Origin of the sequence: Rhizobium sp. J15 (assembly GCF_002531825.1) — a bacterium.
Lineage (GTDB): Bacteria > Pseudomonadota > Alphaproteobacteria > Rhizobiales > Rhizobiaceae > Rhizobium.
In genome coordinates, this window is record NZ_NWSX01000049.1 from 1 (window position 1) to 12,864 (window position 12,864).

The following is a 12,864-nucleotide window of genomic DNA, read 5'->3' on the forward strand; positions in this document are numbered from 1 at the left end:
CGACGCACTGCCGGAATTGCAAAAGGCGCTCTGAGCGGGCGCCATGCTTTTCTTTCGCACTTGCGAATGACAGGAAAATTGTCTTTTATCTGCTGCCGGGCGATCTTTCGTCCGGCAGTAATGCTAAAATAATCGGCAACGCGGGGGCGATTGCCGAGCGGGGGTTTGGAGATGAGTGCGGTGTTGAAGAATATTGGTATCATCGGCGCCGGCCAGATGGGCTGCGGCATCGCGCATGTTTCGGCCGCCGCAGGTTACAGGGTTTACATCTACGATCTCTCGCAGGACCGCATCGAATCCGGCCTCGCCACCATAAACGGCAACCTCGCCCGGCTGGTGACGAACGGCAAGATGACCGACGAGGAGCGCAAGGCGACCCTGGCGCGCATCAGCGGCTCCGCCGATGTCAACGATCTCGCTCCCTCCGACCTTGTCATCGAGGCCGCCACCGAGGACGAAAGCGTCAAGCGCAAGATCTATACGCAAGTCTGCCCGGTGCTGAAGCCGGAGGCGCTACTCGCCACCAACACGTCATCCCTTTCCATCACCCGGCTTGCCGCCGCCACCGACCGCGCCGAGCGCTTCATGGGCATACATTTCATGAATCCGGTTCCGGTCATGAAGCTGGTCGAGCTGGTGCGCGGCATCGCCACCGACGAAAAGACGTTCACGGCCGCCAAGGAGTTCGTCGCCTCGCTGGAAAAGACCGTCACGGTCGCCGAAGACTTCCCGGCCTTCATCGTCAACCGCATCCTGCTGCCGATGATCAACGAGGCGATCTATACCCTTTACGAAGGCGTCGGCACGGTCGATGCCATCGATACGGCGATGAAACTCGGCGCCAACCATCCGATGGGACCGCTCCAGCTTGCCGATTTCATCGGCCTCGATACCTGCCTCTCGATCATGCAGGTGCTGCATGACGGCCTGGCGGATTCGAAGTACCGCCCCTGTCCGCTGCTGGTAAAATATGTCGAAGCCGGCTGGCTCGGACGCAAATCCGGCCGCGGCTTCTACGACTATCGCGGTGAAGTGCCGGTCCCGACCCGCTAAAGCATGTCGCGCAAACTGTGCAGCGGTATTCTCAGGCAAAGCGCGAAGCGCTTTTGCCGCAACCACATGCGTAAAACAAGGACTGAAGCGGAAGGAGCGAATCTGAAAGATCGCCACGCGCTTCGGACCATCACTAGAAAGGGCGAGTGGACCGAACGCCCCCGACATGCTTTCCTTGCCGGGAACGGGAGGAAACGCCATGTCGACCGAAACACCCATGTTCCTGCTGCAGTGCTGCGTCCTTATCGGAATTGCGGGCGTTTTCCTCATCAGAGGAGACGGCGACTCCTGAGCAATACTCTTAGGAGCCGATCGCACCCTTGATCAAAGCCTTGGCGTCGTCGCTGTCCCAGGCGGCGGGGCCGTTCATGGCGGAGATCAGGCAGCCCTTGTCGTCGAGCAGCAGCGTCACCGGCAGGCCGAAGGCGAGCCCCTCCTTCTTCAGGCTGTTGAACACCCCGATCGTGTTGTCGCGGTAAAGCTGCAGCGCATCGACGCCGATTTCGTTCAGGAAACTCTTCGGCTTCTCATCGTCGCCGGTGTCGATATTGACCGGCACGACCTGGAACTTGTCGCTTCCCATCTCCTTTTCCAGCGCGTTCAGGGCCGGCATCTCCTCGCGGCAAGGCACGCACCAGGTGGCCCAGAGATTGAGAAGCACGGTCTTGCCCGCGAAATGATCGAGCGTCATCGGTTTGCCGTCGGGACCATTGAAGGAAACCGCCGCCAGCTTGCGCGGCTCGTTGGCCGCCACCATGGCGGCAACCTGTCCCTTCATCAGCGGCGTCAGATTGGCGGCTCGCTCCTTCGCCAGCGGGCATTCGGCCGAAGCGCTGCTGCCGATGCCATTGCCAATCCCCGTCTCCTTCACGTATACCGCTGCCGCACCCGCAACGACGCCTGCGACGGCGGCGATTGCGATCAGTTTTACGGACGGCAGGCCGAAGGGTTTTTTCGTCGTCATTTCATTCTCCAGGACGGGCATCTTCCATGGCCGAGAGCAACACGGACACCAAATCCTCCAACCAGATGTGGGGTGGGCGCTTCGCCTCCGGCCCGGACGCGATCATGGAGGAGATAAATGCCTCGATCGGTTTCGACAAGAAGCTATTCGCACAGGATATCCGCGGTTCGGTCGCCCATGCAACGATGCTCGCCCATCAGGGGATCATTTCATCGGACGATAAGGACAAGATCGTTCACGGGCTAAACACGATCCTGTCAGAAATCGAAAGCGGCAATTTCGAATTCTCGCGCCGGCTCGAAGACATCCACATGAACATCGAAGCGCGCCTGGCGACGCTGATCGGGCCGGCCGCCGGCCGGCTGCACACCGCCCGCTCGCGCAACGACCAGGTGGCGCTCGACTTCCGCCTTTGGGTGAAGGAAGAGCTGCAGAAAACCGAACGGATGCTGACCGGCCTGATCGCCGCCTTCCTCGACCGCGCCGAGGAACATGCCGAAAGCGTTATGCCGGGCTTCACCCACCTGCAAACCGCCCAGCCGGTTACTTTCGGCCATCACTGCATGGCCTATGTCGAAATGTTCGGGCGCGACCGCTCGCGTGTGCGCCACGCCATCGAGCATCTGGACGAAAGCCCGATCGGCGCTGCTGCGCTGGCCGGCACCGGCTATCCGATCGATCGCCACATGACGGCCAAGGCTCTCGGCTTCCGCGAGCCGACCCGCAACTCAATCGACACGGTCTCCGACCGTGACTTCGCCATCGAGTTCCTGTCGATCGCCGCGATTGCGGGCATGCACCTGTCGCGCCTGGCGGAAGAGATCGTCATCTGGTCGACCCCGCAGTTCGGTTTCGTGCGCCTGTCCGACGCCTTCTCGACCGGCTCCTCGATCATGCCGCAGAAGAAGAACCCTGACGCAGCCGAGCTGGTGCGCGCCAAGACCGGCCGCATCAACGGCTCGCTGGTGGCACTGCTGACGATCATGAAGGGCCTGCCGCTCGCCTATTCCAAGGACATGCAGGAAGACAAGGAACAGGTCTTCGACGCGGCCGAGAGCCTGGAGCTCGCCATCGCCGCCATGACCGGCATGGTGCGCGACATGACCGTCAACACCGCGCGCATGAAGGCTGCCGCCGGCTCGGGCTTTTCGACTGCGACCGACCTTGCCGACTGGCTGGTGCGCGAAGCGGGCCTGCCCTTCCGCGATGCCCATCACGTCACCGGCCGCGCCGTGGCGCTGGCCGAAAGCAAGGGCTGCGACCTGGCCGAGCTCTCGCTGCCCGACCTGCAGGCGATCCACTCCGCGATCACCGACAAGGTCTATGACGTACTGACGGTGGAAGCATCCGTCGCCAGCCGCAAGAGCTTCGGCGGCACGGCGCCCTCCGAGGTGCGCAAGCAGATCGCCTTCTGGCGCGCCCGCAACTGAGAAATGCCGGGCGCGGCGAAAGCCGCCCCGCCCCTCGCGCAAGGCCGGCAGGACCGTCCAACAATCAGGGTGCACAAGGCGGATAAACTTCGCTATGAAGATCCCCATCATTCGAAATGAATGATGTCCGCCATATCTCGTACAAGAGGATATCCATGCAGAAGAGCTTGCCGCACCTCATCCGCCTGACGGCGGTGCTCGCCGTCATCGGCCTTGCCGTTGCCGGATGCGGACGCAAGGGCGACCTCGATCCGCCGAGTGCTGCGGCAACGAAAGAAGGCGACGTTTCCAAGCCGACGAAACAGCCGGGCACTGTCGACAAGCCCTTCCTTCTCGATCCTCTTCTTTAAGGCATAAGCCCGTGAACCATTTCGAGTACCGCGACGGCATCCTTCACGCCGAGAACGTCCCCGTTCCCGAGATCGCCAAGGCGGTCGGCACGCCCTTCTATGTCTATTCCACCGCAACGCTGGAACGCCATTACCGCGTCTTCTCCGAAGCCTTCGCCGATGTCGACTCCATGGTCTGCTACGCGATGAAGGCGAATTCGAACCAGGCGGTGCTGAAGACGCTTGGCCGCCTCGGCGCCGGCATCGACGTCGTCTCGGAAGGCGAGCTGCGCCGCGCGCTTGCCGCCGGCATTCCGGCGGACCGCATCATGTTTTCCGGCGTCGGCAAGACGCCGCAGGAGATGGATTTCGCCATTGAGGCCGGCATCTACTGCTTCAACGTCGAATCCGAACCCGAGCTCGAGATCCTCAACCAGCGCGCCGTCAATGCCGGCAAGAAGGCGCCGGTCTCCTTCCGCATCAACCCGGATGTCGATGCAAAGACGCATTCAAAGATCTCGACCGGCAAGAAGGAAAACAAGTTCGGCATCTCCTGGGAGCGCGCCCGCGCCATCTACGCCCATGCCGCCAAGCTGCCGGGCATCGAAGTGACCGGCATCGACATGCATATCGGCAGCCAGATCACCGAGCTGCAGCCCTTCGACGACGCCTTCAAGCTGCTCAGCGACCTCGTCGCGACGCTGCGCGCCGATGGCCACACCATCCACCACGTCGATATCGGCGGCGGCCTCGGCGTCCCCTATAAGGACGACAACAATCCGCCGCCGCTGCCCGATGCCTATGCGGCGATCGTCAAGAACCAGCTGCGCGGCCTCAACTGCAAGATCATCACCGAGCCCGGCCGCCTGATCGTCGGCAATGCCGGCATCCTCGTGACCGAGGTCCTCTATGTGAAGGATGGCGGCGAGAAGACCTTCGTCATCGTCGATGGCGCGATGAACGATCTCATCCGTCCGACCCTCTACGAGGCCTATCACGAGATCCGTCCGGTCACGATTTCGGCGGCCAACGCCCCGCGCATCCGCGCCGACGTCGTCGGCCCCGTCTGCGAGACCGGCGACTACCTGGCGCTCGACCGTGAGATGGCGATGCCGAAGCCCGGCGATCTGATCGCCGTCAGCACCGCCGGCGCCTATGGCGCGGTGCAGGCAGGTACCTATAACAGCCGCCTGCTGGTGCCCGAAGTTCTGGTCAAGGGCAGCGATTTTCATACGATTCGCCCGCGTAGAACCTACGCCGAACTGATCGGTCTCGATTCGGTTCCGGCCTGGCTCGATTAGAGCATGATGCCGAAAAGTGTGAGCGGCTTTCAGGCGACATCATGCTCTAACTCTTTAATTTAGAACAGGATTCAGATTTTAGGCCGGGCAGGCCTAAAATCATTCCTGTTCTAAGGCATGTCGCGCAAAAGTGCGCAGCGGTTTTTGCCATCACGACATGCGTAAAACAAAGACTTAAGCGCGAGGAGCGATCTGAAAGATCGCGACGCGCTTTAAGCAGCCATCACTTTTTGGCGAACAAACGTGAAAAGCCGGTATTACCGGCCGCTCGCCCTCGCCTTCGCCACAAAGAGTGTTATCCTTGTCAATCATGAGCGTATTGCCCCGCAATCGCCGGAAGCGCCCTCTGTACCAGAACGCCAGATCGCGGAGACCGGACCGATGACAAGCCCTACGAGGCAGAAGAAAGGTGCATTCGCGCTCCGTCCCTCGCTTGCCCGGCTGGTAACGACGAAGCGCCTGTTGGCGCGCATCGTGCTCTTCTTCGAGCAGTTGCTGCCGCCGCTGATGCCGGTCCTGTCGGTCATCGCTTTTTATCTCTCCGCCTCCTGGTTCGGTCTCTTCCGCAGCGTGCCGGACTGGATGCGCATCCTGCTGCTGATCGCTTTCGCCGCCACGTTCCTCGTCTCGCTCGTCCCCTTCCGCAATCTGCGCTGGCCGAAGGTCGCCGAAGCCGACCGCATGCTGGAAGAACGCAACGGTCTGCCGCACCAGCCGGTCACCGTCCAGGAAGACGATCCGGCCTTCGATACGCCGTTCGCCCGGGCGCTTTGGCGCGAGCACCAGGCGCGCATGGCCGAGAAGATCGCCGCCCTCGATGCCGGCATGCCGAGGCCCGATATCGCCGCTCATGACCGCTTCGCCCTTCGCGCCATTCCGGCGCTGCTTGTCGTCACGGCCTTCGGCTATTCGCTGTCGATCAACGGCGGCTCGATGGGCGACGCCCTGCAGGCGGCCCCCGAACAGGTGACCGTCGACCCAGCAGTGCGGATCGACGCTTGGGTGACGCCGCCCTCCTATACCGGCCGCGCGCCGGTTTATCTTACAGCCGACGGCAGCGAGCAGGCGGCAATCGGCATTCCGCAATTTTCGGGCCTCACCGTGCGCGTCAGCGGCGGAAAGACGGCCGAAAAGGTGGTCTTCCGCAAGGCGAACGGCGAGGCGCGGGATATCCCCGTGCAGGCGGACACAAAGCCGCTACAGGCAGCGGCGCCCGCCGGCGAGCAGCCGACGGCCGGTGCACCTGCCAACAATGCCCTCGTCGCGCAGACCCATGTGATGAAGCTCGAGGAAAACGGCGCGCTCGAGGTCAATGGCCGCCGCTGGAGCTTCGACGTGCTGCCCGACAAGGCGCCTGAAATCGCCTTCGACGGCATGCCGAAGCCGAGCGTCAACGGCGCGCTCGAAATCGGCTTCACCGTCAAGGACGATTACGGCGTGCAGGAGGCGCATGCGGAAATCGTACCGGTCGAAGCCGATCCGACGGCGACGCCGCTCTATCCGCTACCGGAATACCGGCTGGATATTCCCCGCCGCAACGCCCGCGACGCCAAGGGCGTGACCAGCCGGAACCTGACCGAACATCCGCTTGCCGGCAAGCGCGTGCGCATCACCCTCGTCGCCAAGGATGCCGCCGGCCAGACCGGCCGCAGCCCGCCGCATGCGATGATCCTGCCCTCGCGGCCCTTCAACGAGCCGCTTGCCGCGGCCGTCGCCGAGGAGCGGCAGGTCTTCGCCCTCGACACGCGCAAGATGCCGCAGGCGATCGCGCTGAACGAGGCGCTGACCATTCGTCCTGAGGAGACTATTCCCAAACTCACCAATTATCTGCTGCTGGAATCCGCCTTGGCCCGCATGAAGCTCGCAAAAGGCGAGGATGCGCTGAAGGATACGGCTCAATATCTCTGGGAAATTGCGCTTGGCATGGAGGATGGTGATCTTTCGCTGGCCGAGCGCAAGCTGCGCGAAGCCCAGCAGAAGCTCGCCGATGCGCTGAACCGCAATGCGCCCGACGAGGAGATCAAGAAGCTGATGGATGAGCTGCGCAAGGCGATGCAGGATTACCTGACCGAGCTTGCCCAGCGCATGCAGAACGCCCCGATGCAGCCGAACCAGAATGCGCAGAACATTCTGCGCCAGCAGGATCTGGAACGGATGATGGACCAGATCGAGAATCTCGCCCGCTCCGGCAATCGCGACGCGGCCCAGCAGATGCTCTCGGAATTGCAGCGCATGATGAACAACCTGCAGGCCGGGCGCCCGCAACGTGGCCAGCAGGGCCAGGAAAACAGCGAAGCCCGCAAGCAGATCGACAAGCTCGGCGAGATCCTGCGCGACCAGCAGAAGCTGATGGAAGAGACCTTCCGCCTCGATCAGCAGCTCAAGGATCGCATGCAGCGCGGCGAATCCGATATGGGCGAGAACGATCCGCTCCTCGACCAGATGACCCCGGGCGAGAACGGCGAGCCGCGGGACCAGCAGCAAGGCCAGCAAGGCGAGGACCAGCAGCCTTCCGATCAGATGACGGCCGAGCAGCTGCGGGAGGCGTTGAAACAGCTGCGCGCCCAGCAGGATGCGCTGGGCAAGCAGCTTGGCGAATTGCAGAAGAAACTCGGCGAAATGGGCATGAAGCCCGGCCCGGGCTTCGGCCAGGCTCAACGCGAGATGGACGGCGCCGGCCGCGAGCTCGGCCAGGGCCGCGGCGACACGGCCGTCGAGAACCAGGGCCGCGCGCTGGAAGCCCTTCGCCAGGGCGCCCGCGACATGATGAACCAGATGATGCAGGCGCAGCGGGGCCAACAGGGACAGGGCCCGAACGGCCAGGTCGGCCAAGGCGATCAGAACGGCCGCGATCCGCTCGGACGGCCACGCATGAGCAAGGGCTATATCGACGACGACGGCGTGAAGGTGCCTGACGAAATCGACGTCCAGCGGGCGCGGGAAATTCTCGATGCGATCCGCGAAAAGCTCGGCAACAATCCGCCGCAGGAAATGGAGCGGCGCTATCTCGAACGGCTGCTGGATATCCAGTAGGCCGACGTCACCAAGCAATTTGCATCAGGCTTCGACGCGCGTAACCCCGGAAATCCCAATCGATTTCCGGGGTTACGCGTGAATTGGAAAAAATGAAAATGCGTTAAGCGACGAGCGCCCGGGCGACAGCCTTGCGTATATCGGGAAGCGCGAAGGGCTTGGCGACGACGTCGATAATCTTTTCCGCGAGGTCGTCGGCGCGCTCGCGCTGTTCGGCATAGCCGGTCATCAGCAGGATCTTCAAAGCAGGAAACGCATCCTTTGCCTGATGGGCGAGCTCGATGCCGTCCATCACGGGCATGCGGATATCCGACAGCAGCAGATCGTAGACCCCGTCCTTCAGCTTCTCCAGCCCTTCGGCGCCGTCGGCCGCTTCATCGGTCTCGTGACCGTCGAGCCGCAAGGCCCGGGCTACGAAAGACCGCAGGGAGTCCTCGTCTTCCGTAATCAGAATTCTTGCCATATGTGCATTGCTCCGTCTTCAGCCCCGCGACGGAAATCACCAGACTTTCCTTTTCGATCGGTAAAGATGGCGAAGCGATGGACGGGATGGTTAACAACCCGTCTTTGATCCCATGACAGCGCCGCGCGTCTGAAGGACACGCAAAGGACGCTGTAACACTTTGAATCGCTGCTTAATTTTTTTAAATCGATTCCGATTTAAGGCGTTATGCGGCAGCTCAGGCGTCGCCGGTAACCACGCCGACGAAGGGCAATTCGCGAAAGGCATAAGCGACATCCATGCCGTAGCCGACGACGAAATAATCGGGGCATTCGAAGCCGACATAATCGGCTTCCAGCTTTTCCTTGCGCTTGACGCGCTTGTCGAGCAGCACGGCGATCGTGACGTTGCGCGCGCCGCGCTCGAAGAGCAGCTCCTTGGCAAAAAGCAGCGTCCGGCCGGATTCAAGGATATCGTCGATCAGCAGCACGTCGCGGCCGTGCACGTCGCTGTCGATATCCTTGACGATGCGCACACCCTGGGAAACGGTGCCGCTGCCGTAGCTCGACAGCGTGATGAACTCGACCTCCGGGGCAAGCCCGGTGCCATGCAGGGCGCGGATCAGGTCCGCCGCGAAGATGAAGGAGCCCTTGAGCACGGCGATGACGAGCAGGTCCTTGGTTGGACCATTGGCGATTTCCCGCGCCATCGAATGATTGCGCTCGGCGATCTGCTCGGCGGTGAAGAGCGGCTCGATGTTTTTTCCGCGCACGACAGGCATAGGGGCTTGCTCCATGAAAAAGAAGGTAAGCCGTTAGCACATATGCAGGCATGAAACAGCCTCGCCGGGCATGAAATTAACGCGATTCGTGCGTCCTGCGGCGGGAAGCCGGCCGTCATGCCCCCTGCGGCGCTAAGGCAGGAAGGAAAGCCTGACTTCCGGCACCTTGCCGCCGGCATGCTGGACGCGGGCCGAGAAACCCCGGCTTTGACCGGCATAGACGACGTCGGCCGGCGGTTCGATGACGATGCTTGCCGTCAGCCGTTCGTCGGTCACGAGATCGGCGCGGATCGGATGCACCGTCTGCGTCGTGCCGCTTTCGTTTTCGATGATGCCGTTGATATCAAGCACGCGCATGCCGTTGGCATCACGCGGCGTCACGGTCACATGGGTGAAATGCAGTGGCGCTCCGGCGGCGGCCCCCTCGGCGGAAAGGCCGGAAAAGCCGCCTGCAAGCCCGAAGACGAGCACGGCAAGTCCCAGCACCAATACCGCGAAGCTGCGCAGAGACGCGCGCTGCAACCAGGCTTCCGCCGCCCGCAGAACCGAAGCCATCGTTGGCAGAAGCGGCGGCTGCGCGCCGCTTGCCGCGGCCATGCGTCTGCGATTGTCGTTATAGGTCCTTGCGTTGAATTCCCTTGGCCGGACTTTGCCGACCGTCACGAACTCGGCGTCGGAAATATCGGCAGGGCGTGCCGTGCGGTATTGGCGGCGTGCGGGTTCCGGCGGCAGGAAATCATAGGCCTGACCCGGCGCCCGGCGGCTGAAGGAGGATGCTTCCATGGTGGCTGCCTCGCAGATGTCCACATGGTTTCGATGCCGGTCGAAATCTTGGCATTGAAACGAATCCTCCTCAGTCGTAAATTTTAATGGTTAATGCTTCGCAAAGATTGCCATCAAACGGGCGTCTTTCCGGGAAAATTTACCGGCTGTTAACGGTGTTGGTTAACAAGTCGCGCGGTGAAACCAAGAACAGACTGAGCTGCCCGTTGATCCACTTCGAGAATGTCGGTTTGCGCTATGGCATGGGCCCGGAAATCCTCCGGGACCTGACCTTCGACATTCCGAAGAAATCCTTTCAGTTCCTGACGGGCCCATCGGGCGCCGGCAAGACGACGCTGCTCAGGCTGCTCTTCATGTCGCTGCAGCCGACGCGTGGCCTGATCCGCATGTTCGGGCGCGATATTTCCGAAATCCCCCGCCCCGAACTGCCGCTGCTGCGCCGCCGCGTCGGCATCGTCTTTCAGGATTTCCGCCTCCTCGACCATCTCACCACCTATGAGAATGTCGCTTTGCCCTTACGGGTGCGCGGCAAGGAAGAGAGCTCCTACAAGACCGACGTCATCGAGCTCCTCAAATGGGTCGGCCTCGGCGAACGCATCAACGTCCTGCCGCCCGTGCTTTCCGGCGGCGAAAAGCAGCGTGCCGCGATCGCCCGGGCGCTGATGGACCGGCCGGAAGTGCTGCTCGCCGACGAGCCGACCGGCAATGTCGATCCGCCCATGGCCCGGCGCTTGCTCAATCTTTTCCTCGAGCTGAACCGGCTCGGCACCGCCGTGGTGATCGCCACCCACGACCTGGCGCTGATGGAGCAGGTGGAAGCCCGCCGCATGATTCTTTCGGGGGGGCACCTCGATATCTATGACTGAGCCCCCATCCAGAGACCGAGAAAAGGCGCCGGCGCAAAACCAGCAGAAGCGGCCGGAAATGCGCGTGCGCCCGACGGCGCCGATCCTGCCGCCCTCCAACATCCAGGGCAACGCCCTGATGGTGGTCATATCGATCATGGCCTTCCTTGCCTGCCTGACGCTCGGCGGCGTCAGCATGGTGCGCTCGACCGCGGCAAGCTGGGAGAGCCAGATCTCCCGCGAGATCACCATCCAGATCAAGCCGGACGACAAGCTCGACATGGAAAAGGCGCTGGCTCAGGCGCGCGACCTGGCCTTGACCTTCGTCGGCACCAAGAGCGGCCAGATCGTCGACGAGGCGGCCACCGCCCGCCTGCTGGAACCCTGGCTCGGCCCCGGTCTCGATCTCAAGGACCTGCCCGTTCCCCGCCTCGTCGTCATCACCATCGACGAGAGCAATCCGCCGGATTTCGAAGCAATGCGGGGATTGCTCAAGGAGAGCATCCCGCAGGCGAGCCTCGACGACCACCGCACCTGGGTCGATCGGCTGGTCTCCATGGCGCATACGACGGTGCTGATCGGCACCGGCATCCTGCTGCTGGTATTCTCGGCAATGGTGCTGACCGTCGTCTTCGCCACGCGCGGCGCGCTGTCGGGCAACCGCCACATCGTCGAAGTGCTGCATTTCGTCGGCGCCGAAAGCTCCTTCGTCGCCACCGAATTCCAGAAGCATTTCCTGAAGATCAGCCTCAAGGGCTCGGCGATCGGCAGCGCGCTTGCCGCGCTGTTTTTCGCCACGGCAGGCTTCTGGCAGAGCCGCACGCTGGCAACCCCGGAGACCGACCAGGCGACGGCGCTTTTCGGTACTTTCTCCGTCGGCGTGCTCGGTTATGCCGGCATCTTCGCGACGATGATCGTCATCGCGCTGCTCACGACATTCACCGCGCGGCTGACCGTCATGCGGACGATCTACGAAATCGATACATTGCGTTCGGACCCGACACGGACCGACGGCATCGCAAGTTGATCGCAACCGTGCCGTTTTGTCATGTCAGCGTCTGTTCTGCGCCGCAATCAGCGTATAATCACGATTCATGACCATGGGCCATACGACACGCAACCCGATTCGGCAGGACCCGGAGCTTCAGCGCCCGGCGGGTCTGCCGCCGCGGCGCGGCCCGATCCGCCGCCTGCTGCGCTGGGGCGGCTTTGCCTGCGTGCTGGCGATCGCCCTGGTGTTCGGCGGTTTCCTGCGTTTTGCCGATTCGGTGACGACGCTGAAGCCGCCGGTCGAGCCGAAGGCAGACGCGATCGTGGTGCTGACCGGCGGTTATCAGCGCATCGATCAGGCCGTGGAACTGCTGCAGAAGGGCGCGGGCAAGCGGCTGCTGATCTCAGGCGTCCACCCGACGACGACACCGGCGCAGATCCGCAAGATGACGCAGGGCTCGGCCGATCTCTTCTCCTGCTGCGTCGATATCGGCCACGACGCCATCGACACGATCGGCAATGCCGAGGAAGCCTCCAACTGGATCCACGCGAGGGGATACAGGAGCGTCCTCGTCGTCACCAACAATTACCACATGCCGCGCAGCCTCGCCGAACTCTCCTATGTCGATCCCGACATCGAGTTCATCCCCTATCCCGTCGTCAATTCGGATTTGAAGACCCGCAACTGGTTTACCGATCCGAACGCGATGCGCGTCATGCTCGCCGAATATGTAAAGGTGCTCCTGGCCGGCGCCCGCAACATTACCGGCTTCGGCCGCCACACCGGACTGCGCTCGGCCAGCGTCTCCGCCGCCGACTGAGGCCTGACCTAAAAATGAATCCTGTTCTGGGGCATCATCAAACGCTTTTTATGACGGGCAATATCGTGTAGGCCGGTCGCGTGAGCATGCCT

Annotated in this window: 12 protein-coding genes; 8 read left to right on the forward strand and 4 right to left on the reverse strand. The window is 62.5% G+C overall.

Annotated elements, in window-relative coordinates:
* Positions 1–171: 171 nt before the first annotated feature.
* A complete protein-coding gene (locus CO670_RS27315) occupies positions 172–1,053 on the forward strand; it encodes a 3-hydroxybutyryl-CoA dehydrogenase (protein WP_097593099.1) in 882 nt (293 codons plus the stop codon).
* A 301-nt stretch (positions 1,054–1,354) separates the two neighbouring features.
* Here the strand turns inward: CO670_RS27315 and CO670_RS27320 are convergent, their stop codons facing one another.
* Complete coding sequence (locus CO670_RS27320) at positions 1,355–2,017, reverse strand: TlpA disulfide reductase family protein (protein WP_097593133.1); 663 nt, start codon at positions 2,015–2,017, stop codon at positions 1,355–1,357.
* 26 nt (positions 2,018–2,043) lie between these two features.
* Between CO670_RS27320 and argH the strand changes: the two genes are divergently transcribed.
* From argH to CO670_RS27340, 4 genes are all read left to right on the forward strand, one after another.
* The gene (gene argH, locus CO670_RS27325) at positions 2,044–3,447 is read left to right on the forward strand and encodes an argininosuccinate lyase (RefSeq protein ID WP_097593100.1); all 1,404 of its coding nucleotides are present in this window, start codon (positions 2,044–2,046) and stop codon (positions 3,445–3,447) included.
* Between the two features lie 155 nt (positions 3,448–3,602).
* Positions 3,603–3,797 carry a lipoprotein gene (locus tag CO670_RS27330; protein WP_003582619.1) on the forward strand — a complete coding sequence of 65 codons (195 nt, stop codon included), beginning with the start codon at positions 3,603–3,605 and terminating at the stop codon, positions 3,795–3,797.
* An 11-nt stretch (positions 3,798–3,808) separates the two neighbouring features.
* Positions 3,809–5,077, forward strand: a complete 1,269-nt coding sequence (gene lysA, locus CO670_RS27335; protein WP_097593101.1) for a diaminopimelate decarboxylase — start codon at positions 3,809–3,811, stop codon at positions 5,075–5,077.
* Between the two features lie 381 nt (positions 5,078–5,458).
* A complete protein-coding gene (locus tag CO670_RS27340) occupies positions 5,459–8,110 on the forward strand; it encodes a TIGR02302 family protein (protein ID WP_097593102.1) in 2,652 nt (883 codons plus the stop codon).
* A 103-nt stretch (positions 8,111–8,213) separates the two neighbouring features.
* Here the strand turns inward: CO670_RS27340 and CO670_RS27345 are convergent, their stop codons facing one another.
* From CO670_RS27345 to CO670_RS27355, 3 genes are all read right to left on the reverse strand, one after another.
* Positions 8,214–8,573 carry a response regulator gene (locus CO670_RS27345; protein ID WP_010028815.1) on the reverse strand — a complete coding sequence of 120 codons (360 nt, stop codon included), beginning with the start codon at positions 8,571–8,573 and terminating at the stop codon, positions 8,214–8,216.
* 217 nt (positions 8,574–8,790) lie between these two features.
* Positions 8,791–9,333, reverse strand: a complete 543-nt coding sequence (hpt, locus tag CO670_RS27350; protein WP_097593103.1) for a hypoxanthine phosphoribosyltransferase — start codon at positions 9,331–9,333, stop codon at positions 8,791–8,793.
* Positions 9,334–9,465: 132 nt separating this feature from the next.
* Positions 9,466–10,116 (reverse strand): hypothetical protein, encoded by a 651-nt coding sequence (locus CO670_RS27355; protein ID WP_097593134.1) that lies wholly within the window; start codon positions 10,114–10,116, stop codon positions 9,466–9,468.
* Positions 10,117–10,322: 206 nt separating this feature from the next.
* Here CO670_RS27355 and ftsE point away from each other — a divergent pair, with 206 nt between their 5' ends.
* The 3 genes from ftsE to CO670_RS27370 all read left to right on the forward strand — a co-directional run bounded on the left by ftsE (position 10,323) and on the right by CO670_RS27370 (position 12,772).
* On the forward strand, positions 10,323–10,982 hold the full coding sequence (gene ftsE, locus CO670_RS27360; protein WP_097593135.1) for a cell division ATP-binding protein FtsE: 660 nt from the start codon (positions 10,323–10,325) through the stop codon (positions 10,980–10,982).
* Positions 10,975–11,988, forward strand: a complete 1,014-nt coding sequence (locus CO670_RS27365; RefSeq protein WP_097593104.1) for an ABC transporter permease — start codon at positions 10,975–10,977, stop codon at positions 11,986–11,988. The genes ftsE and CO670_RS27365 overlap by 8 nt, the downstream gene beginning before the upstream one ends.
* A 67-nt stretch (positions 11,989–12,055) precedes the next feature.
* Complete coding sequence (locus tag CO670_RS27370) at positions 12,056–12,772, forward strand: YdcF family protein (RefSeq protein ID WP_176539034.1); 717 nt, start codon at positions 12,056–12,058, stop codon at positions 12,770–12,772.
* Positions 12,773–12,864: the final 92 nt, after the last annotated feature.

Excerpts from the sequence above, each read along its gene's own strand:
- CO670_RS27365 (WP_097593104.1), top strand. The coding sequence starts at position 10,975 with ATGACTGAGCCCCCATCCAGAGACCGAGAAAAGGCGCCGGCGCAAAAC.
- CO670_RS27315 (WP_097593099.1), top strand. The coding sequence starts at position 172 with ATGAGTGCGGTGTTGAAGAATATTGGTATCATCGGCGCCGGCCAGATG.
- argH (WP_097593100.1), top strand. The coding sequence starts at position 2,044 with ATGGCCGAGAGCAACACGGACACCAAATCCTCCAACCAGATGTGGGGT.
- CO670_RS27370 (WP_176539034.1), top strand. The coding sequence starts at position 12,056 with ATGACCATGGGCCATACGACACGCAACCCGATTCGGCAGGACCCGGAG.
- CO670_RS27330 (WP_003582619.1), top strand. The coding sequence starts at position 3,603 with ATGCAGAAGAGCTTGCCGCACCTCATCCGCCTGACGGCGGTGCTCGCC.
- CO670_RS27345 (WP_010028815.1), bottom strand. The coding sequence starts at position 8,573 with ATGGCAAGAATTCTGATTACGGAAGACGAGGACTCCCTGCGGTCTTTC.
- CO670_RS27355 (WP_097593134.1), bottom strand. The coding sequence starts at position 10,116 with ATGGAAGCATCCTCCTTCAGCCGCCGGGCGCCGGGTCAGGCCTATGAT.
- CO670_RS27320 (WP_097593133.1), bottom strand. The coding sequence starts at position 2,017 with ATGACGACGAAAAAACCCTTCGGCCTGCCGTCCGTAAAACTGATCGCA.
- CO670_RS27340 (WP_097593102.1), top strand. The coding sequence starts at position 5,459 with ATGACAAGCCCTACGAGGCAGAAGAAAGGTGCATTCGCGCTCCGTCCC.
- hpt (WP_097593103.1), bottom strand. The coding sequence starts at position 9,333 with ATGCCTGTCGTGCGCGGAAAAAACATCGAGCCGCTCTTCACCGCCGAG.